The organism is Bacillus sp. FSL W8-0519 (assembly GCF_038005585.1).
Classification (GTDB): Bacteria; Bacillota; Bacilli; order Bacillales; family Bacillaceae_G; genus Bacillus_A; species Bacillus_A paranthracis.
In genome coordinates this window covers 4,354,458-4,376,339 of sequence record NZ_JBBOTL010000001.1, presented here as the reverse complement: position 1 = coordinate 4,376,339, position 21,882 = coordinate 4,354,458, and the positions used below count along the sequence as shown (strand labels likewise).

Here is a 21,882-nt window from a genome sequence, read left to right as displayed (position 1 = left end):
GTTAATAATCTGTGGAGATGAGGCGAAAGTACAAGCAAAAGGAGAGCAAATTGCATGTAATAATTACTAGAATCTATGGAATGTATCTGTGTTTATCCTATTAAGTAAATTATTTCTTTGTTAGTTAGATAGGTGTTTTTTAACTAGATGATTTTACTTAAAAGATCGAAGTAAAGGAAGTGATCAACATGTCTTCATGGAGAAATAATATAAATGGATATTGTAGTTGTAATAATCAAAATGGTGTACATGTTGATTCGTGTTGTTTTAGTTGCGATGGGACAGTGCCTAAGCTAGGCCCAACCGGTCCGACGGGAGCAACAGGTCCAACGGGAGCAACGGGAGCGACAGGAATAACAGGAGCAACAGGAATAACAGGAGCAACGGGAGCAACAGGAGCGACAGGAATAACAGGAGCAACAGGAATAACAGGAGCAACGGGAGCAACGGGAGCAACGGGAGCGACGGGAGCAACGGGAGCAACGGGAGCAACGGGAGCAACGGGAGCAACAGGAATAACAGGAGCAACGGGAGCGACAGGAATAACGGGAGCGACAGGAGCAACGGGAGCAACAGGTCCAACGGGAGCAACAGGTCCAACAGGAGCGACAGGAGCAACGGGAGCAACAGGCCCAACCGGAGTAACGGGTCCAACGGGAGCAACAGGAATAACAGGAGCGACAGGTCCAACGGGAGCAACGGGCCCAACCGGAGTGACAGGAATAACGGGAGCAACAGGTCCAACAGGCTCAACGGGGGCAACCGGAGCTACAGGTACAAGTATCACGGCGACGTATGCATTTGCAAATAATACGTCGGGAACAGCGATATCGGTACTTCTTGGTGGAACGAATGTCCCGCTTCCGAATAATCAAAACATCGGTCCAGGAATTACTGTTTCTGGTGGAAATACAGTATTTACGGTTGCAAATGCTGGGAATTATTATATTTCATATACAATTAATATAACGGCTTCGTTATTAGTCAGTTCACGGATTACAATTAATGGAGCACCACTTGCTGGGACGATCAATTCTCCTGCGTTAGCAACTACATCATTTAGCGCAACAATTATTACAACTCTTGCAGCAGGAGATGCTATTAGTTTGCAACTATTTGGTTTGTTAGCTGTTGCAACATTATCAACAACTACACCAGGAGCTGTGTTAACGATAATAAGATTAAGCTAAATAATAACTCTCTTATTTTTTTATAGATTAGGAGAGTTTGTACATATAATAAGAAGTTAATGGAGTGAAGCATAGTTATATAAAAGTCAGAATATTATGATTGTAACGTTATGGTGACTATAATATAATGAAAACAACCTCATGAATGAACATTCATTTATTTTTATGTATTTGAAGGGGGAATGAAGGTGGAAAAACCATGGTTGAAAAATTATCCAGAGGAAATTCCAAGTACAATTTCTTATGATATTCAGCCGCTTCATAAATATGTAGAACAGATGGCTTCTCGCTACCCAGAAAAGAAAGCGCTTCACTTTTTAGGGAAGGATATTACATTTTCAGACTTTCATGATAAGGTGAAGAGATTTGCAAATTATCTTCAAAAGCTCGGTGTGGAAAAGGGTGATCGAGTTGCCATTATGTTGCCGAATTGTCCGCAAGCTGTAATCGGTTATTACGGTACATTACTTGCGGGAGGTATCGTAGTCCAAACAAATCCATTATATACAGAAAGAGAATTAGAATATCAACTTCATGACTCGGGAGCAAAAGTCATTCTTTGCCTCGATTTAGTGTTCCCAAGAGTAACGAATGTTCAATCTGCTACAAAAATTGAGCATATTATCGTAACTCGTATTGCGGACTTTTTGCCCTTCCCTAAAAATCTATTGTATCCATTTGTGCAGAAAAAACAGTCAAATTTAGTTGTGAAAGTATCAGAGAGTGAAACGATTCACCTTTGGAACTCAGTAGAAAAAGAAGTGAATACGGATGTTGAGGTGCCTTGTGATCCTGAAAATGATTTAGCTCTTTTACAGTACACAGGAGGAACAACTGGATTTCCGAAAGGCGTTATGTTAACGCATAAAAACCTCGTTTCTAACACTTTGATGGGAGTTCAATGGTTATATAATTGCAAAGAAGGAGAAGAAGTCGTTCTTGGGGTTCTTCCATTTTTCCACGTGTATGGCATGACGGCTGTCATGAATTTAAGTATTATGCAAGGATACAAAATGGTTCTTATTCCAAAATTTGATATGAAAATGGTTTTTGAAGCGATTAAGAAGCATAAAGTGACATTGTTTCCAGGAGCACCAACTATTTATATCGCTCTTTTAAATAGCCCGCTTTTAAAAGAATACGATATTTCGTCTATTCGTGCTTGTATTAGTGGATCAGCACCACTACCAGTAGAAGTACAGGAAAAGTTCGAAACAGTTACAGGGGGTAAACTCGTAGAGGGATATGGTTTAACAGAATCATCTCCAGTTACACATAGTAATTTTTTATGGGAAAAGCGAGTGCCAGGTAGCATTGGAGTTCCGTGGCCAGATACAGAAGCAATGATTATGTCGCTTGAAACTGGTGAGGCATTACCACCGGGAGAAATCGGTGAAATTGTAGTAAAAGGTCCTCAAATTATGAAAGGATATTGGAATAAGCCAGAAGAAACAGCAGCTGTACTGCAAGATGGATGGCTCCATACAGGGGACGTTGGCTACATGGATGAAGATGGCTTTTTCTATGTGAAAGATCGTAAGAAAGATATGATTGTTGCGAGTGGATTTAATGTGTATCCTCGTGAAGTAGAAGAAGTATTATATGAGCATGAAAAAGTGCAAGAAGTAGTGACGATTGGAGTTCCCGATCCGTATAGGGGAGAGACAGTTAAAGCGTTTGTTGTGTTAAAAGAAGGTACAGAGTGTTCTGAGGAAGAATTAAATCAGTTTGCTCGTAAATATTTAGCGGCCTATAAAGTTCCGAAAGTATATGAGTTTAGAGATGAACTGCCGAAAACGACAGTTGGGAAAATTTTGCGCCGTGTCCTAATTGAGGAAGAGAAAAGAAAGAATGAGGATGAGCAAACGGGCTAAGGCCCTTTCTTTTTGAAAAAATGGGATTGACACTTTTCTAAATAGTCAGTATTATAAGAATATGAATGACTATTCATTCAGTCATCTTCTTGAAGGGGACAGTAAAGTGAAGAAAAATAGACCGAAATACAATCAAATTATTGATGCGGCAGTCATTGTGATTGCGGAGAATGGGTACCACCAAGCGCAAGTTTCTAAAATAGCAAAGCAAGCTGGGGTAGCTGATGGCACGATTTATTTATATTTTAAAAATAAAGAAGATATATTAATATCCTTATTCCAAGAGAAGATGGGAGAATTTGTCGAAACAATTCGTCAAAAAACAGCAGGAATTGAAAGCGCTGTATCGAAGTTATTCATGTTGGTAGAAACGCACTTCTTGCTGTTGTCGCAAAATGATCCTCTTGCTATCGTTACGCAATTAGAGCTAAGACAGTCCAATCAAGACTTACGCCTGAAAATAAATGAAGTATTAAAAGGCTACTTACAAGTTATTGATGAGATTTTAGAGACTGGTATAAAGCAAGGTGAATTCCAAGCGGATTTAAATGTTCGCGTGGCAAGACAAATGATCTTTGGAACAGTAGATGAAGTTGTGACCAATTGGGTAATGAGCGATCATAAGTATGATCTGGTCGCACTTTCAAAAACGGTACATGGGCTACTTATTGCAGCTTGTGGTTATCGTCAATAATGGGAGGGATCATGTTGAAATTCCTATCTGTAAGAGTTGAAGATCATATCGCGGTGGCTACGTTAAATCATGCGCCAGCTAACGCGATGTCTTCACAAGTTATGCATGACGTTACTGAATTAATTGATCAAGTGGAGAAGGATGATAACATTCGTGTTGTTGTTATTCACGGTGAAGGGCGCTTCTTCTCGGCGGGAGCAGATATTAAAGAATTTACATCTGTTACTGAAGCGAAGCAAGCGACTGAATTAGCGCAGCTTGGACAAGTTACGTTTGAGCGCGTTGAAAAATGTTCAAAACCAGTTATCGCGGCAATTCATGGAGCGGCACTTGGCGGCGGCCTTGAGTTTGCTATGTCTTGCCACATGCGCTTTGCAACTGAAAGTGCAAAACTTGGTTTACCTGAATTAACACTTGGATTAATTCCTGGATTTGCAGGTACACAGCGATTACCACGTTATGTTGGGAAAGCGAAAGCTTGTGAAATGATGTTAACAAGTACACCGATTACTGGTGCAGAAGCATTAAAATGGGGACTAGTTAACGGAGTTTTTGCTGAAGAAACATTTTTAGATGATACGCTTAAAGTTGCAAAACAGATTGCTGGAAAAAGCCCAGCGACGACTCGTGCTGTACTAGAGTTATTGCAAACGACGAAATCGTCTCATTATTATGAAGGTGTACAACGCGAAGCTCAAATCTTTGGTGAAGTATTTACGAGTGAAGATGGAAGAGAAGGTGTAGCGGCGTTTTTAGAAAAACGTAAGCCTTCATTTAGCGGCAGGTAGTTCAATTATTTTTTTAATGTAAATTAACAGAAAATTAAAATTGATAGAATCTTTCTGAAAAACAAGGGGGTAAATGGAATGAACATCTACGTACTCATGAAACGAACATTTGATACAGAAGAAAAAATCGTAATTAAAAACGGTGCAATTTACGATGGCGAAGCGGAATTCATCATCAACCCTTACGATGAATATGCAATTGAAGAAGCAATTCAAGTAAGAGACGCACAAGGTGGAGAAGTTACTGTCGTAACAGTTGGTGGCGAAGATAGTGAGAAAGAACTTCGTACGGCGTTAGCGATGGGCTGCGATAAAGCGGTATTAATTAATATTGAAGATGATGTAGAAAATGGTGACCAGTTCACGACAGCAAAAGTGCTTGCTGAATATTTAAAAGATAAAGATGCAGATTTAATTTTAGGCGGAAACGTTGCAATTGATGGTGCATCTGGACAAGTTGGTCCGCGTGTAGCTGAAGCGTTAAATATTCCGTACGTAACGACAATTACAAAACTTGAAATTGACGGTACAAACGTGAAGATTGAGCGCGATGTTGAAGGTGATACAGAAGTGATTGAAACTTCATTACCAGTTTTAGTAACAGCACAGCAAGGTTTAAATGAACCTCGTTATCCATCGCTTCCAGGTATTATGAAAGCGAAGAAAAAGCCACTAGAAGAATTAGAATTAGATGATTTAGATTTAGAAGAAGATGATGTGGAAGCAAAGACAAAAACAATTGAAATCTATTTGCCTCCTAAGAAAGATGCAGGAAAAGTGTTACAAGGCGAGCTGCAAGATCAAGTAAAAGAACTTGTATCGTTGCTCCATACAGAAGCGAAAGTAATCTAATAAAATACGAAATTATATATGCAGGAGGGAAAATCTATGGCTCGTAAAGTATTAGTAATGGGTGAAGTTCGTGATGGATCGCTACGTAACGTTTCGTTTGAAGCGGTAGCAGCAGCAAAAACAATTGCAGAAGGCGGTGAAGTAGTAGGTCTTCTAGTTGGAGACAGCGTTGCTTCTTTTGCAAATGAATTGATTCATTACGGTGCAGATCGCGTTGTGACAGTTGAAAATGATAAATTAAAATCATATACATCTGATGGCTATGCACAAGCATTTTTAGCTGTATATGCTGAAGAAAATCCAGAAGGTATTGTATTTGGACATACAGCACTTGGGAAAGATTTATCACCAAAATTAGCAGCGAAGCTTGAGGCTGGTCTAGTTTCTGACGTAACTGCTTTAGAAGTTGAAGGTGGAAATGTTATCTTTACTCGTCCAATTTACTCTGGTAAAGCGTTTGAGAAGAAGATTGTAACAGACGGCATCTTATTTGCGACAGTGCGTCCAAATAACATCGCAACGCTTGAAAAAGATGAGTCTCGCAGTGGTGACGTGTCTTCTATTACAGTAGATGTGAAAGACTTACGTACAATCATTCAAGATGTCGTCCGTAAGACGGCAGAAGGCGTTGATCTTTCTGAAGCAAAAGTGATTATCGCTGGCGGACGCGGTGTGAAGAGTGAAGAAGGGTTCAAGCCATTAAAAGAGTTAGCTGACGTATTAGGCGGCGCTGTTGGAGCATCTCGTGGTGCTTGTGACGCTGAGTATTGCGATTACTCATTACAAATTGGTCAAACTGGTAAAGTTGTTACGCCAGACCTATACATTGCATGCGGTATTTCTGGAGCGATTCAGCATTTAGCTGGTATGTCTAACTCAAAAATAATCGTTGCGATTAATAAAGACCCAGAAGCAAGTATCTTCAAAGTAGCTGACTACGGTATTGTTGGCGATCTATTTGAAGTGGTACCTCTTTTAACAGAAGAGTTTAAAAAGTTAAAAGTACATTCATGATTTGAGTACCCTTGAGTTCCAAGTGAAGTACCCCTATATATAGAAAAAGGTGAGAGATCCCCTGTCTCTCATCTTTTTAGTATTTAATCCGTATTTTTATATAGTATAAAGGAACACTTTTTTGTTACAATACATAACGATACATATTATTCGCCACGTATATAAGTTAATGATATACTCTTGGTAGAATATACTTGAAGGAGGAAATAAAATGGCAATTGTAAACGCAAATGACCAAAGCTTCGCAGCAGAAACTAGCGAAGGTGTTGTATTATTAGATTTCTGGGCACCTTGGTGTGGACCTTGTAAAATGATCGCTCCTGTATTAGAGGAAATTGATGCAGAACTAGGCGAAAAAGTAAAAGTAGTAAAAGTAGACGTGGATGAAAATCAAGAAACTGCTCGTCAATTCGAAGTAATGAGCATTCCAGCTCTTTTCGTATTAAAAGACGGTAAAGTAGTTGATCAAGCGTTAGGTTACAAACCGAAAGAAGCGTTAGTAGAATTAGTTTCTAAACACTTCTAAAATAAAAAGGCTACCATTTGGTAGCCTTTTTTATTTTCCTTTTTTACACCTTTCCGTTACAATGAAAGAACGTATGTTGGGTGTTTTGGCATAGTATGTTTTCATGTGAAAATAAAAATGCTAAGCATGTAGAAATGGAGGGTAACGAGTGCACGAACATTTAAAAGAGAAGTTGGCTATTTTACCAGATCAACCTGGTTGTTATTTAATGAAAGATAAGCAAGGAACGGTTATATATGTCGGAAAGGCAAAAGTGCTTAAAAATCGTGTGCGCTCGTACTTTACTGGTTCGCATGATGGAAAAACACTTCGGCTAGTAGGGGAAATTGTAGATTTTGAATATATTGTAACCTCCTCAAATCTAGAGGCGCTCATTTTGGAGTTAAACTTAATAAAAAAACATGACCCAAAATATAATATTCAATTAAAAGATGATAAAACATATCCTTTTATTAAAATTACAGCTGAGAAACAACCGCGATTACTTATTACGCGAAATGTAAAAAAGGATAAGGGAAAGTATTTTGGTCCTTATCCGAATGCACAATCAGCTCATGAAACGAAAAAACTGCTAGATCGTATGTACCCGCTTCGTAAGTGCTCAAATATGCCCGATAAAGTTTGTTTATATTATCATATGGGTCAATGTTTAGCACCTTGTGTGAAAGAAGTTACGGAAGAACAAAATAAAGAAATTGTAGATGAAATTATTAAGTTTTTAAATGGTGGACATAAAGAAGTTCGTTCGGAATTAGAAACAAAAATGTATGAAGCTTCAGAGAAACTAGAGTTTGAACGTGCAAAAGAGTTACGTGATCAAATCGCTCATATCGATGCGATTATGGAAAAACAAAAGATGATTATGAGTGATTTAGTGGACCGTGATGTGTTTGGCTATGCAGTTGATAAAGGGTGGATGTGTGTTCAAGTTTTCTTCGTTCGAAAAGGAAAGCTAATCGAACGTGATGTTTCTATGTTTCCAATCTACGATGAACCAGAAGAGGGGTTCTTAACGTTTATCGGTCAATTTTATGAAAACAGCAGTCATTTTAAGCCGAAGGAAATTGTCGTTCCAGGAAGTATAGACTCAGAATTAGTAGAACGCTTTTTAGAAGTGGAAGCGACACAGCCGAAACGCGGTAAGAAAAAAGATCTTGTAGAACTGGCAAATAAAAATGCGAAGATTGCCTTGGAAGAGAAATTCTATTTAATTGAACGTGATGAAGAGCGAACGATTAAAGCGGTAGAGAATTTAGGGAAGCAGCTCGGAATTGAAACGCCTTATCGTATTGAAGCGTTTGATAACTCAAATATTCAAGGGACAAATCCTGTTTCGGCAATGATTGCTTTTATTGATGGGAAACCAGCTAAGAAAGAATACAGGAAATATAAAATTAAAACAGTTCAAGGACCAGATGATTATGAGTCTATGAGAGAAGTTGTGAGACGCCGTTATACAAGGGCGCTGAAAGAGGGGTTACCTTTACCAGATTTAATCATTATTGATGGCGGAAAAGGTCATCTGGCGGCTGCAAGTGATGTTTTAGAAAATGAGCTCGGTTTATATATTCCGATGGCAGGTCTTGTAAAAGATGACAAACATAAAACATCTCATTTAATTATTGGAGATCCACCTGAACCTGTGATGCTTGAGAGAAATAGCCAAGAATTTTATTTATTGCAGCGCATTCAAGATGAAGTGCATCGATTTGCAATTACATTCCATCGTCAATTACACGGGAAATCTGTCATTCAATCGGCACTCGATGATATTCCTGGAATTGGAGATAAACGAAAAAAGATATTGTTAAAACATTTCGGATCGCTAAAAAAGATGAAAGAGGCTTCTGTAACAGAATTTGTCGAAGCGGGTATGCCGAAAAATGTCGCAGAGACGATTTATAGTTATTTAGCGGATAAGAAGACGTTGTAGTTTACAACGTCTTCTATTTTTTGGTATAATTTCTGAAGATTTAAAATAAATTCAAATGAATGAAAATGCAAAAAGTCAACTAAACTGATATGTCTAGTTGACCGCGGGTAATGCTACACTTCAATGAGATCTTTTATATCCCATTTTACGAGAAATGTAATAGAGTCTGAACGTTTTTTCTTTTCTTCGTAGGACTCTGCAACGACGTTTCGTTGCTTTTGAATTTGTTCAGCGATGAACCCAGCTTCTAATTGATAAGAAGAATGTCTTTTTTGTTTTTGACGTTCAGCGATGAGTGTGCCTTTAAGTTGAAACTGCATTTCACGACGCTTATGTTCAATAATGCTTAAAGTGCCCCAGCCAGCTTTTTCAAAGAACTGAATGACTTCTTCAATTGTGTCTAGTGGATATTTTCTTGCAAGGTTTCTACCGGACCAGTATAAAATACCATCTAGATCGTTACCGATTAAATCAGGTAGTAATTCTTCACGTAGCAATTCGTAAGCGAAGGCGTTCAATGAAACATCTTCTAAAGATGTTGTATCGATTGTATTTTTACTCACAATATTCCCCTCTTTCTATAGGGATTATTATATAACATTTCTCATTTATAAAAACAGATTTTTCTTTGGGAAAATCTGAATATATAAGAAGAAAAAAAGAATTGGCAAATTATATGCAAATTATGTATACGTTTTCTTGACGCTTCGACAAAAATAGGAGTAAAATGAACTTGGTATCAAATTATGCTGAAATATTTCGAATAATTTTTTCAGTTTTTCTTATGCCAATAGTGAAAAAACATTATTGCCATAAACTAATCTGAAAACAGCAGTCAATCATTCAAGGGGGGTAATGGGGACATGAAAGGCCGCGAGTATACGTTTCGTAAGTGGCACTCATTAATGGGGGTCATCCCGGTTGGTGTCTTTTTGACGCAACATTTAATTGTAAACAACTTTGCAACACGAGGAGCAGAGGCTTTTAACAAAGCTGCAGGCTTTATGGAGCTCCTTCCATTCCGGTATGCGCTAGAAATTTTCATTATCTTTTTACCAATACTGTACCATGCTATATATGGCTTATATATTGCATTTACAGCTAAGAACAATGCGGTTTCTTACGGTTATTTCCGTAACTGGATGTTCGTCTTCCAAAGAATTTCAGGTATCGTTACACTGATTTTCATTTCTTGGCACGTCTGGGAAACTCGTATTCAAGCAGCGTTAGGTAAAGAGGTAAACTATGACATGATGGCAGATATTTTAAACAATCCAGCTATGTTTGCATTCTACTTAGTTGGTGTTGTTTCAACAATTTTCCACTTTGCAAATGGACTATGGACATTCTGCATCAGCTGGGGAATTACAGTATCTCCACGTTCACAAAGAATCTCTACTTATGTAACATTAGCTATTTTCTTAGGTCTATCTTATGTAGGTGTGAGTGCATTATTAGCGTTCATCGATCCACAGCTAGCAAACCAGTAAGGAGTGGGAGAGCATGAAAGGGAAACTTATAGTAGTCGGCGGTGGCTTGGCTGGCTTAATGGCAACGATTAAAGCGGCGGAAGCAGGAGTAAATGTTGAACTGTTCTCTTTAGTACCAGTAAAACGTTCGCATTCTGTATGTGCCCAAGGTGGAATTAACGGTGCCGTAAATACGAAAGGTGAAGGGGATTCTCCATGGATCCACTTTGACGATACAATTTATGGTGGGGACTTCTTAGCGAACCAACCACCAGTTAAAGCAATGTGTGAAGCAGCACCTGGTATCATTCATTTAATGGACCGTATGGGTGTTATGTTCAACCGTACGGAAGAAGGACTTCTTGATTTCCGTCGTTTTGGTGGAACGCAACATCACCGTACAGCATTTGCTGGTGCAACAACTGGACAGCAATTACTATACGCATTAGATGAGCAAGTACGTCGTCACGAAGTAGCAGGACTTGTAACGAAATATGAAGGTTGGGATTTCTTACGAGCTGTTATTGATGATGAAGGTGTGTGCCGAGGAATCGTTGCACAAGACTTACAAACTATGGAGATTAGAAGTTTCCGAGCTGATGCCGTGATTATGGCAACAGGGGGCCCTGGTATCATCTTCGGAAAATCAACAAACTCCATTATCAATACAGGTACAGCAGCTTCTGCTGTATATCAACAAGGCGCATATTATGCAAACGGTGAGTTCATTCAAATTCACCCAACGGCAATTCCTGGAGACGATAAATTACGTCTGATGAGTGAATCTGCACGTGGTGAAGGTGGACGTGTTTGGACATATAAAGATGGTAAACCATGGTATTTCTTAGAAGAAAAATATCCGGCTTACGGAAACCTTGTACCTCGTGATATCGCAACGCGTGAAATCTTTGATGTTTGCGTAGAGCAAAAACTAGGTATTAACGGTGAAAACATGGTGTACTTAGATCTTTCTCATAAAGATCCGAAAGAACTAGATATTAAACTTGGTGGAATTATTGAAATCTATGAGAAATTTACAGGTGATGATCCTCGTAAACTACCAATGAAAATCTTCCCAGCTGTTCACTATTCAATGGGCGGGCTATGGGTTGATTATAAGCAGATGACAAGCATTCCAGGTTTATTTGCAGCAGGTGAGTGTGATTATTCTATGCACGGTGGTAACCGTCTTGGAGCGAACTCACTATTATCAGCAATTTACGGTGGTATGGTAGCAGGACCAAATGCAATTGAATATATGAAAGGTCTTTCTAAATCATCAGATGCTGTTTCATCTACTGTGTATGAACAAAATGAATTAATCGAAACAGAGAAATTTAACAATATTTTAACGCTCGATGGTAACGAAAATGCGTATGTTCTTCATAAAGAGCTTGGAGAATGGATGACAGATAACGTTACAGTAGTTCGTGAAAATAAAAAATTATTAGAAACAGATGCAAAAATTGAAGAGTTAATGGCTCGCTACAAACGTATTAACATTAACGATACAGCGAGATGGAGCAACCAAGGTGCTTCATTTACACGCCAACTTGCAAATATGTTTGAATTAGCACGTGTTATTACAATTGGTGCATATAACCGTAATGAGAGCCGTGGGGCGCATTACAAACCTGAATTCCCAAATCGTGATGATGCAAACTTCTTAAAAACTACGATGGCGAAATTTGAAGGAGAAGGAAATGCACCGGCATTCCATTACGAAGACGTGGATATTTCATTAATTAAACCACGTAAACGTGATTATTCTTCAAAACACGATGTAGCTGCTAAGAGTGAAGAGAAGGGGGATAAACAACATGTCTGAGAAAACAATCCGCCTCATCATTACGAGACAAGACGGACCAGATGCGCAAGCGTTTGACCAAGAGTTTGAAATTCCGTATCGTCCGAATATGAATATTATTTCGGCGCTTATGGAAATTCGTCGTAATCCTGTTGATTCAAAAGGAAACAAAACAACTCCGATTGCATGGGATATGAACTGTTTAGAGGAAGTATGTGGTGCATGTTCGATGGTGATTAACGGAAAACCACGTCAATCATGTACAGCGCTTATCGATCAATTAGAACAACCAATTCGCTTAAAACCGATGAAGACATTCCCGGTTGTTCGTGACTTACAAGTTGACCGTAGTCGCATGTTTAATGCTCTAAAACGTGTTAAAGCTTGGATTCCAATTGATGGTACGTATGACTTAGGACCAGGACCAAGGATGCCAGAGAAGAAACGTCAATGGGCTTATGAGCTTTCAAAATGTATGACATGTGGTGTTTGCTTAGAATCATGTCCAAACGTAAATAGTAAATCGGACTTTATTGGACCAGCACCGTTATCACAAGCTCGTTTATTTAACTCACATCCAACGGGTGAAATGCATAAAGCAGATCGCTTACGTGCAATTATGGGTGATGGAGGACTTGCAAACTGTGGTAACTCTCAAAACTGTGTGCAATCATGTCCAAAGGGTATTCCATTAACAACTTCAATTGCGGCGTTAAACCGTGATACAACAATTCAATCGTTCAAAGATTTCTTTGGTAGCGACAATAACTATTAAAAAATATTGCCTCTTCATTTCGAAGGGGCAATATTTATAACTATATTTTTCTGTTTATTCTGTTTATTTTAAAGCGAAAAGGAGAGGGAACAATGAAGAGGATTTCTTATATTGAAGACTTTGAGCAATGGGAAAGTGGTTTTTCGTTTTACAATCCTGTAAAGGTTCGTTTTGGTGAAGTAGATATGTTTGGACATGTAAATAATGTCGTTGCCTTCACCTATTTTGAAGAAGCGCGTATCGCATTGTTTAAAGAACTTGGATTTATGCAAGAATGGACGCATGAATCTTCAGAAACGATGATTGTTGTTGCGGATTTACAATGTAATTTTATTAAACAAATATATTTTGATGAACAGTTGAAGGTGTATGTAAAAGCGGGATCAGTTGGAAATTCTTCATTAGATTTGCATTATATGGTGAAGAATGCAGAAGGAGAGGTTTGTTTAGTTGGTCGTGGAATGATGGTCCAAGCGTCGAAAAAAACAGGAAGAGGCGAACCGTGGCCTGAAGAGTGGAAGAAAAAATTACTACAATAATAGAGTGAAAGAAAAATAAGAGAGCAACATGCTCTCTTATTTTTTGTCTTCCATCGCTTCTTCTAATGTTAAATGATGTTTATATATGTATGTAGCGTATGGATTTCCAACGTAGCGCAAATGCCATGGTTCATATGAGTATTCTGTTGTTTCTGTTTTATCTTCTAAATAACGAATGACAAAGCCAAATTCATGAGCATGTTTTGCAACCCATTTACCTTCGGCTGTCTCTCCAAAAATAGGCTCTAATTGGAATTTAGCAGATTTTGAACTAATATCCATTGCTAAACCAGTTTGATGTTCACTCGTACCAGGAATGGCGCTTACTGAATCTGCCTCAGCTTTTCCTTGACGTCTAACGTATGTATCATGTAATGATTTTTGGCGTTTGTATGAACGATAACCAGATACAGCTGTAAGTTCAAGTCCTTCTTTTTTTGCTGCTGCAAACATATTTTCAAGCGCATCTGCAGCATCTTTGCGTAGCAATGTTTTTTCTTTATCTTTTGGACTAGTAAATGGTACATTTGGTCTTGTTAAGTCTTCAGGTGTATATCCGTCTGGTAGTTTTCGATGTTTATTAACTAATACAAGGTTAGAATCTGGATTTGTTACAACGGAAAAATCATTGTCTAGCTTCTTGGCGTTATGATCAGCTTTTGGAAAAGCAGGAATCTCTTCTTTTTGGTGATTATTATGCTGTTGACTTTCGACCGCTTTCGCCTCATTTTGTAGTGGCGATTTAGAATCAAAGTAAGCGAAAGAAGTGATACCGATTACAATAGTAGCGGCAGAAATAAGGATTATTTTTTTCATGATGCCTTGTAATCACAATCCTTTCTTAATAAAATATGTATCGTTTTTTATTATAAGTCTAGTTTACTGAAAAAGAAATATAAGAGTCGTAACGTAATAGAAATGCAAAGAAAATGTCAGAAAATGTGTGGAATTGTAGTATTTTTTTATATAATTCATTTCTTATCTTTCATGAAATTCATTTTTTATGTAATATATATACATAAGAAGATGTAGCGATTATCGAGAATAAAGAACTTCTTGTATAGACTAGGAGTGAATGGGAATGGATTTTGCAACACTTATTGGAATCATCTTAGGAGTAGTGGCGGTAGTTGTAGGGATGGTCGTCAAGGGCGCTGACGTAATGGCCTTAGTTAATCCTGCCGCAGCATTAATTATTTTTGTTGGTACATTTGCTGCAGTATGTATCGCATTTCCGATGGATCAATTAAAAAAGATTCCAAAATTATTTAAAGTTCTTTTTGGTTCTAATAAAAAAGATTTAAGTTATGAACAGTTGCTAGAATTGTTTGTTCATTGGACATCTGAAAGTAGAAAATACGGTATTTTGTCTTTAGAGCAGCAATTAGACAAAATTCAAGATGAATTTCTTTTGCGTGGTATGAAGTTTGTGATTGATGGCGTATCTGCAGAAGATTTAGAACAGATTTTAGAAGCTGAATTAGAAGCAATTGAAGAAAGGCATGCAAAGGGGGCAGCAATTTTTTCTCAAGCTGGTACATATGCACCAACATTAGGGGTTTTAGGTGCTGTTATTGGTCTTGTAGCTGCACTTGGTAATTTAACTGATATTGAAAAGTTAGGTCACGCTATTTCGGGTGCATTTATTGCAACGATTTTTGGTATTTTCTCAGGTTATATACTATGGCATCCATTTGCAAATAAATTAAAGCAAAAATCTGCAGCTGAATTAGAGAAAAAACGTTTAATTATTGATTGTTTATTAATGTTACAAGAAGGTACATATCCGTTTATTATGAAGAACCGCATTTTAGGTGCACTTTCTGCAACTGAGCGCAAAAAGCTTGAAAAAGGGGCAGAAAAAAATGCGGAGTAAAAAAAATAGAAGAAGTAAAAAGAAAAAACACGAAGAACATATCGATGAAACTTGGCTAATCCCTTATTCTGATATGTTAACGTTGTTGTTTGCATTGTTCATCGTTTTATTCGCAATGAGCAGTATAGATGCTGCTAAGTTTAAACAGATGGCTGTTGCTTTTCGAAGTGAATTAGCTGGTGGAACAGGTAACAAAGAATTTTTAAGTGATCAGAAGCCAAATGATGAAAAGGAATTATCAGCAAGTAGTTTAGAGTCTGAGAAGATTAAAAAGAATGCTGAAGCTGAAGTAAAGCAACAAGAAATGAACGAATTAAAAGCGGTACAAAAAGGTATTGATAAGTATATTGAGGAAAATCGATTATCTTCTTCTTTTAAAACTGATTTAACAGAAAAGGGATTGAAGGTAACGATATTAGAAAATGTACTATTTGATTCTGGGAAAGCGGACGTAAAATTAGAATCGTTAAGTATTGCGAAAGAAATGTCTAATTTACTGGTTTCAGCATCACCTCGTGAAATCACAGTATCTGGACATACAGATAATGTTCCTATTGCAAATGCGCAATTTGCATCGAACTGGGAATTAAGTACGCAGCGGGCAGTTAATTTTATGCAAGTATTACTGCAAAATAAAGAATTACAACCAGGAAAATTTAGTGCAGTTGGTTACGGAGAATATCGGTCAATTGCTCCAAATGATACGCAAGAAGGAAAAGCGAAAAATAGACGTGTAGAAGTGTTTATTTTACCTTTAACGAGAAATATGCAATAAAAGAGGAGGGCACATGCCATCCTCTTTTATTTTGCATCAAATGATTTTAAGTTGTCATGGCGGATTTTATCTTTTTCTGCATCTGATTTTTTGAAATCATAATCATATAAAGCGCCTTCCCAATCACCATACATCGGATTAGGGAAAATAATAAATTTCTCACCAAATTGTGCTTTTGAATCTGCTACTGCTTGGTTTCGGTCCTTTACAGACTTTCCATCAAAACCAGTGAAGTCAGATAAGTTATCACCGAAGAATAAGACGATATCATGTGTTTGAGAAACGAGTTCACGTCGTTTTTCTTTTCCTTTTTCTTTCGGGTCTTGTAGTAATATATGTTCTTTCGTTGCTTGAGGAGCGCCTACACGCTCAAGATTTTTAATTGTTGCATCTAGTTGGTTCGTTTTACGATTTGAGATGTAGTAAATATCTACACCTTTAGACTCTGTATATTTTAAGAAATCAATTGCACCTGGAAGGGCTTCGGCTTCAGCCTTATTAATCCAGTCATCCCATTTATATGGATAGCCTTTTCCTGTTTTTACGCTCATTGCTTGATGAGGACTGTTATCTAAAACAGTTTCATCTAAATCAAGTACGATAGCGGGTTTTTTCTCGGTTCCTTTTGCAAGAGCTGCATCAAGTTTCAATTGACCGATATTGTATCCTTGGTAGTACAGTGCTTTCGTTTCACCGGCTGTTTGATACCATAAATCAGCCATTAATTGCTGGTCTGTTAATTTTACTTTCTCTTCTTTCGCCACTGTTTTCTCTTGTGTTCCTGAACATGCTACAAGTGATGTAGATAGAACCGCTACAGATAATAAAGTGGTAATGCCCCTTTTCATCTTCATATGTACCCTCCTTGATGTTAGAAAACCAGTTAATATTATATATCGAAAAATAATATTTTTTGTATGAACATTTGCATATTGTCTTTTGTATATATAGTAGTATGTCCTATATTAGAAAGATGAGAAAAAATGATGGGAATTATTTTGACAAGTTTAATTGTCGAAATGACAATAATAATTGACAAACTATGTAATTTTATTTACAATTTTAACTAAATGAAACAAATGATGGATTAGAGAGATGCTACATAATAAGAGGATGGAGTGTAGTGCTATATTTTATCCTGAATAAACATAGTCTTTGAAAGAGAGTATGAATGATACTAAAGGGGAGGCTTTATACTTTGAGTTTACAAATTCAAAACTTAACGAAACAATTTGGGGAATCAAAAGCAGTTAACGGCTTGCAAATTTCGTTACCAAAAGGTGAAGTGTTAGGATTACTTGGACGAAATGGTGCAGGAAAAACAACGACAATCAAAATGCTTCTCGGATTATTAACGCCTAATGAAGGCTCTATTACATGGGATGGAAAACCATTTGGGACTAGTGGGGTAACGATAGGATACTTACCAGAAGAAAGAGGTTTATATACTAAAAGTAGAGTAATAGACCAGTTGCGATATTTTGGTAGATTAGAAGGAATGACGAAAAAAGAAGTAGATCTTGCTATTGATCATTGGTTAGATCGATTAGCAATACCAGAATATAAATTTAAAACAGCAGGAGAGCTTTCAAAAGGGAACCAGCAAAAAATTCAATTAATTGCTGCTCTTCTTCATAATCCAGAACTTCTCATTTTAGATGAGCCATTTAGCGGACTGGATCCAGTGAATGCTGGAATGTTAGCTAGCATTATTGAAGAACAAGTACAGAGCGGAAAGACAATTATTTTATCTAGTCATCGTATGGAACAAGTAGAGGCTTTTTGCCAACATGTATGTATTTTGAAAAAAGGCGAAGCAGTCGTAAAAGGCCAGTTAAGTGATATTAAAAAACAATATGGTTTTCGTAATTTAACGATTGAAGATACAGAAGTGAATGAGAAGGGATTAGAATCTATACATGTATCGTATGAAAAACAACAAGGCCTTCTTTATGTGCGAGTACAAGATGATGCAGAAGCTCTAAACATTTTACAACAATTACAAGAACAAGGTGTTACCTTACGACAATTTAAGATGTTAGAGCCGACGTTAAACGAAATCTTTGTAGAGAGGGCGAAATAACGATGCGTAAATTTTCTCACGTATTTTCATTTTATTTTAGAGAAGCATTTTTATCTAAAAAATCATTAATTACGAGTGCGATTTTGTTTTTAGTTGTGTTTGGCCTTTTTGCCTTTAATCATTTCACAGCTGATAACGATAAAGGAAAAGATAAATTTGCTGTAGTAACAGAAAGTGATACGTATAAAGTGCAAGAAAGTGATGTAACAAAGTTACTCCCGTCTGCTAAAGTAACGGTAGAAAATAAGGATAAGTTTAATGAGTTACGTAAGCAAGTAGAAGATGGGGATCTAGACGGTTTATTCCGTATTACAGAAAAGAATGGTATTCCAGAAGTGACGTATATGTATAGTGGTTTTCCAAGTCAATCAACTGCTACACTTATGGCGAGTTATTTAAAAGAACAATATACAGCGGTAATGATCGAAAAAAATAATGTATCTGCAGAAGTAGCCAAACAGTTACAGATGGAAATTCCGTTAAAGCAAGAGGCAGTAAAGGATCATGCATCTTCCTTTGGAATTGGTTATGTTTTCTCGTTTGCTTTATATATGTTTATTGTTATCTTTGGTGCTGCAATTGGAACAACTGTGGCATCTGAAAAATCATCTCGTGTTATGGAGTTAATGCTTCCGAAAGTAAAACCATTAACAATGCTACATGCCAAAATTTTAGCAATTGTTTCTAGTGCTTTACTATTACTTGTTATTGCTTCTTTCGGTTTTCTTGTACCAAATTTATTAGGGTGGGTGGATTTAGATAATGCATCCTTAATAGGACTTACACTAGATTTTTCTAAATTGGATGCTGTAGTAATTAGTATGTTCTTTGTGTATTTTGTTACGGGTTACTTACTATACGCAATGCTATATGCAGCGGTTGGTGCTGTTGTATCAAAAATTGAGGATGTGCAATCTCTTTCGTTCCCAATTACAATGTTAGGTATGGCGGCATTTTTTATTAGTCTTAAATCATTATTTGATCCAAATAGTACATTAGCTATAGTTAGTTCATATATTCCATTCTTTACACCTATGGTTACTTTTTCAAGACTTGTATCTGGTGAAGCGGGCACTGTAGAAATTATTGTGACGTTAGTCATTTTATTGGTGACTATTGTTATCGTCAATATGCTAACAAGCCGCATTTACGTAAATGGTGTAATGAATTACTCAGACAAAGTGAAATTTAAAGACTTAGCGAAATTTATAAAGCGTCAATAATGAGAGAAAAGCATGATTTCCTAATGAAATCATGCTTTTTCTTTATGTATAAATTAAAAATAGTATATAATAATAAGAGTCGTCTTTTAATAGAATGAATAAAAAGGAGGGTGTGCAGATGGGAATTAGTAGTCGTTTTACAGTAGGTGTTCATATGCTGACATTACTTGCGATAGATCGAAACTCTCGCTGTACCTCTGAATGGATTGCCGGTAGTGTGAATACAAATCCAGTTGTGATTCGTCGCATTACAGGAATGTTGAAGAGAGCAGGACTTGTTGATGTACAAGCTGGTAAAGGTGGTACGACACTTGCTCGTGATTTAGAAGAAATTACATTACTTGATGTATATAAAGCAGTGGAAGTTGTAGAAGAAGGACAGCTATTTTCCTTCCATGAAAATCCCAACATTGAATGTCCAGTAGGAGCTAATATTCAATCAGTATTAGAAATTATTTTAATGCAAGCACAAGAAGCGATGGAAAATGTACTTGCAAATGTAACGGTAGATCAACTAGTTACAAATTTAAAGTCTAAAATGAAAGAGTAAAAAAGCGAGCATCCTCATAATGAGGGCTCGCCTTTTTTTATTCAGAAATATTGAAAATTCTATTTTTCAGTATTTAAAATGAATTTACCTACGATAGCTGCTACGATACCACCAAGAATTGGTGCGATGATGAATACCCATAGTTGAGAAAGGGCTTCTCCGCCAGCGAATAAAGCTGGGGCGATACTACGAGCTGGGTTAACAGAAGTTCCAGTTAACGGAATACCTAATAAGTGAACTAAAACTAATGTGAAACCAATTACTAATCCTGCTAGAGAAGAACTTCCTTTTTTACCTGTTACAGCAACGATCACTAAAATGAATACGAAAGTTAAAATAAATTCAACTAGAAATGCTCCAGATAAACCAAGAGTTCCAAAACCGTTTTGTCCTAAATTATCTAAAGGTGTTTTAGCAGATTTTAAAATTGTTACTAACGTTGCAGTTCCTAATAAACCACCTAAAATTTGAGCTAATACATAATAACAAAGTTCCATAGCGTTCATTCTTTTATTGATGAACATAGCTACTGATACTGCTGGGTTAATGTGACATCCAGAAATTGTTCCGATGCTATATGCCATAGCCACAATAGATAGACCGAAAGCCATAGCGATTCCTAATGTTCCAATTCCTTCAATTCCGCCGCCAATGACAGCTACTCCAGTTCCGAATAATACTAGTACAAACGTACCAATAAATTCAGCGATTGCTTTTTTTAACATAATTTACCTCCTATTGTTGCGCATGAACCGTATTATAACATAGGTTTTAGTATAAACCGTTAATGAAATACTATTCTGATAAGGCGCAATAGGGGGACAATAAAAAAGAGTATAGTTCTTTGTTACAGAACCATACTCTTTTTTTATGCTGTTTTTTTCTGTTTAACGACTGGAACAGAACGGTTTAAAATGCTATTTGCAACCATTCCTAACATAATAATAATCATTCCAAGTAGGGAAAGCCCGCCAGGAAATGAACCATTTAAGAAAACAATTTCGCCAAGCACGGTAAAGACCATCGTTCCAGCTTGCGTTGCTTCAACAGCTCCAAGTAGAGCGAGATTATCTTTGGCTAAGTCAGTAGCAAAGAAAAATGTCATTGTCGCTATAACGCCAGAACATAATGCTAACAAAAATCCTTGTAGCATTTGGCTTGATGTTGGAATACCAGTAGTAGAAAATCCGTATATACCAAGTAAAATTGTTATAGGAAGACTGCCTATTGCCATTCCTAATACACGTTGGAATGTATCAAGGCGCCCACCAACAAGTTCCATCATTTTTCGGTTACCGAACGGATATAAGAAAGCAGCTAACACGACAGGTAAAAAACCTGAAATAAACTGAGTCATTGTAATGTGACCTGCTGCAGTTGCTTGCATACAAATTACACCAAGTAAAATAAATAATGCAACGTATAAACTACGAAGTGGAATTTTTCCGCGTACAAGTTTCGTACCTGATTTCGTTTCTATTTTAACGAAAAATAATGGCGAGAGTAGTAAACCTGCTAATATAGTAACTTGCCAAGTTCCAGCAACGAGCCAAGCTGGAGAAAAGACAGCTGCAAAACTTAATAAAGAATAGAAACCAATACCAGCAACAGAACCCCACCCGATCCAAGCCAATGGATGTTTCTTTAATTCTTCCCATAACTCCCTTAAGTTTTTGCGAAATAAAACGATAAGGAATAAAATAGGGAGAGCAAATAAAAAACGGAAGGAAGCTGTCCAAGCCCAGCTCGTTCCAGATACATTCATCGCTCGATTTATAATAAAAGTTGCGGAAAAAAAGGCTGATGATAAAAGGCCTAATAAAATTGCGCGCATGAAGTATAGCACTCCTTTCGGAATTTAATGATTATGTATAGTATAATATACTTTATCTAGATAAAAGTAAACTATTTTAT

Annotated in this window: 22 protein-coding genes; 17 read left to right on the top strand and 5 right to left on the bottom strand. The window is 37.1% G+C overall.

Features of this window, described 5'->3' with window-relative positions; all coding sequences use genetic code 11:
* Window positions 1-188: 188 nt before the first annotated feature.
* The 8 genes from NST14_RS22965 to uvrC all read left to right on the top strand — a co-directional run bounded on the left by NST14_RS22965 (window position 189) and on the right by uvrC (window position 8,871).
* Complete coding sequence (locus tag NST14_RS22965) at window positions 189-1,190, top strand: BclA C-terminal domain-containing protein (protein WP_229143032.1); 1,002 nt, start codon at window positions 189-191, stop codon at window positions 1,188-1,190.
* A gap of 188 nt (window positions 1,191-1,378) precedes the next feature.
* Window positions 1,379-3,064 carry a long-chain-fatty-acid--CoA ligase gene (locus NST14_RS22960; RefSeq protein WP_000414715.1) on the top strand — a complete coding sequence of 562 codons (1,686 nt, stop codon included), beginning with the start codon at window positions 1,379-1,381 and terminating at the stop codon, window positions 3,062-3,064.
* 106 nt (window positions 3,065-3,170) lie between these two features.
* Window positions 3,171-3,758 carry a TetR/AcrR family transcriptional regulator gene (locus NST14_RS22955; RefSeq protein WP_000742222.1) on the top strand — a complete coding sequence of 196 codons (588 nt, stop codon included), beginning with the start codon at window positions 3,171-3,173 and terminating at the stop codon, window positions 3,756-3,758.
* 11 nt (window positions 3,759-3,769) lie between these two features.
* The gene (locus tag NST14_RS22950) at window positions 3,770-4,546 is read left to right on the top strand and encodes an enoyl-CoA hydratase (protein ID WP_000911295.1); all 777 of its coding nucleotides are present in this window, start codon (window positions 3,770-3,772) and stop codon (window positions 4,544-4,546) included.
* 78 nt (window positions 4,547-4,624) lie between these two features.
* Entirely contained in the window at window positions 4,625-5,398 is a 774-nt protein-coding gene (gene etfB / locus NST14_RS22945; RefSeq protein ID WP_001029030.1) for an electron transfer flavoprotein subunit beta, read from the top strand.
* A 36-nt stretch (window positions 5,399-5,434) separates the two neighbouring features.
* Window positions 5,435-6,412, top strand: a complete 978-nt coding sequence (gene etfA / locus NST14_RS22940; RefSeq protein ID WP_000101965.1) for an electron transfer flavoprotein subunit alpha — start codon at window positions 5,435-5,437, stop codon at window positions 6,410-6,412.
* A gap of 211 nt (window positions 6,413-6,623) precedes the next feature.
* Entirely contained in the window at window positions 6,624-6,938 is a 315-nt protein-coding gene (gene trxA, locus NST14_RS22935) for a thioredoxin (RefSeq protein ID WP_001018943.1), read from the top strand.
* Window positions 6,939-7,086: 148 nt separating this feature from the next.
* Window positions 7,087-8,871 carry an excinuclease ABC subunit C gene (gene uvrC, locus NST14_RS22930; RefSeq protein WP_000544272.1) on the top strand — a complete coding sequence of 595 codons (1,785 nt, stop codon included), beginning with the start codon at window positions 7,087-7,089 and terminating at the stop codon, window positions 8,869-8,871.
* A gap of 113 nt (window positions 8,872-8,984) precedes the next feature.
* On the opposite strand, the gene NST14_RS22925 is transcribed toward uvrC, so the two are convergent.
* Window positions 8,985-9,434, bottom strand: a complete 450-nt coding sequence (locus tag NST14_RS22925; protein ID WP_000042220.1) for a YslB family protein — start codon at window positions 9,432-9,434, stop codon at window positions 8,985-8,987.
* Between the two features lie 300 nt (window positions 9,435-9,734).
* Between NST14_RS22925 and sdhC the strand changes: the two genes are divergently transcribed.
* From sdhC to NST14_RS22905, 4 genes are all read left to right on the top strand, one after another.
* A complete protein-coding gene (gene sdhC, locus NST14_RS22920) occupies window positions 9,735-10,361 on the top strand; it encodes a succinate dehydrogenase cytochrome B558 (RefSeq protein WP_000678352.1) in 627 nt (208 codons plus the stop codon).
* 13 nt (window positions 10,362-10,374) lie between these two features.
* Window positions 10,375-12,168, top strand: coding sequence for a succinate dehydrogenase flavoprotein subunit (gene sdhA, locus NST14_RS22915; protein WP_000676735.1), 1,794 nt, complete (start codon window positions 10,375-10,377; stop codon window positions 12,166-12,168).
* Window positions 12,161-12,922 carry a succinate dehydrogenase iron-sulfur subunit gene (gene sdhB, locus NST14_RS22910; protein WP_001291826.1) on the top strand — a complete coding sequence of 254 codons (762 nt, stop codon included), beginning with the start codon at window positions 12,161-12,163 and terminating at the stop codon, window positions 12,920-12,922. Before sdhA ends, sdhB begins: the two co-directional genes overlap by 8 nt.
* A 92-nt stretch (window positions 12,923-13,014) precedes the next feature.
* Complete coding sequence (locus NST14_RS22905) at window positions 13,015-13,461, top strand: acyl-CoA thioesterase (RefSeq protein ID WP_000822740.1); 447 nt, start codon at window positions 13,015-13,017, stop codon at window positions 13,459-13,461.
* A gap of 36 nt (window positions 13,462-13,497) precedes the next feature.
* On the opposite strand, the gene NST14_RS22900 is transcribed toward NST14_RS22905, so the two are convergent.
* The gene (locus tag NST14_RS22900) at window positions 13,498-14,277 is read right to left on the bottom strand and encodes a M15 family metallopeptidase (RefSeq protein ID WP_000720579.1); all 780 of its coding nucleotides are present in this window, start codon (window positions 14,275-14,277) and stop codon (window positions 13,498-13,500) included.
* 265 nt (window positions 14,278-14,542) lie between these two features.
* Here NST14_RS22900 and motA point away from each other — a divergent pair, with 265 nt between their 5' ends.
* Together motA and motB are read left to right on the top strand one after the other, a co-directional pair.
* Complete coding sequence (motA, locus tag NST14_RS22895; protein WP_000344867.1) at window positions 14,543-15,337, top strand: flagellar motor stator protein MotA; 795 nt, start codon at window positions 14,543-14,545, stop codon at window positions 15,335-15,337.
* Window positions 15,327-16,112 (top strand): flagellar motor protein MotB, encoded by a 786-nt coding sequence (gene motB / locus NST14_RS22890; protein ID WP_001256753.1) that lies wholly within the window; start codon window positions 15,327-15,329, stop codon window positions 16,110-16,112. Before motA ends, motB begins: the two co-directional genes overlap by 11 nt.
* Before the next feature lie 26 nt (window positions 16,113-16,138).
* Here motB and NST14_RS22885 read toward each other — a convergent pair whose 3' ends face one another.
* On the bottom strand, window positions 16,139-16,966 hold the full coding sequence (locus tag NST14_RS22885) for a 5'-nucleotidase, lipoprotein e(P4) family (RefSeq protein WP_000782776.1): 828 nt from the start codon (window positions 16,964-16,966) through the stop codon (window positions 16,139-16,141).
* 344 nt (window positions 16,967-17,310) lie between these two features.
* Between NST14_RS22885 and NST14_RS22880 the strand changes: the two genes are divergently transcribed.
* The 3 genes from NST14_RS22880 (at window position 17,311) to NST14_RS22870 (ending at window position 19,968) form a co-directional block, all read left to right on the top strand.
* The gene (locus tag NST14_RS22880) at window positions 17,311-18,195 is read left to right on the top strand and encodes an ABC transporter ATP-binding protein (RefSeq protein WP_000058124.1); all 885 of its coding nucleotides are present in this window, start codon (window positions 17,311-17,313) and stop codon (window positions 18,193-18,195) included.
* 2 nt (window positions 18,196-18,197) lie between these two features.
* Window positions 18,198-19,418 carry an ABC transporter permease gene (locus tag NST14_RS22875; protein ID WP_001225004.1) on the top strand — a complete coding sequence of 407 codons (1,221 nt, stop codon included), beginning with the start codon at window positions 18,198-18,200 and terminating at the stop codon, window positions 19,416-19,418.
* A 118-nt stretch (window positions 19,419-19,536) separates the two neighbouring features.
* Entirely contained in the window at window positions 19,537-19,968 is a 432-nt protein-coding gene (locus tag NST14_RS22870) for an Rrf2 family transcriptional regulator (RefSeq protein WP_000512998.1), read from the top strand.
* Window positions 19,969-20,027: 59 nt separating this feature from the next.
* Here the strand turns inward: NST14_RS22870 and NST14_RS22865 are convergent, their stop codons facing one another.
* Window positions 20,028-20,693: an MIP/aquaporin family protein gene (locus tag NST14_RS22865; protein WP_000913198.1), complete on the bottom strand. Its 666-nt coding sequence runs from the start codon at window positions 20,691-20,693 to the stop codon at window positions 20,028-20,030.
* Window positions 20,694-20,836: 143 nt separating this feature from the next.
* Entirely contained in the window at window positions 20,837-21,802 is a 966-nt protein-coding gene (locus tag NST14_RS22860; protein ID WP_001201653.1) for a DMT family transporter, read from the bottom strand.
* Between the last annotated feature and the right edge of the window lie 80 nt (window positions 21,803-21,882).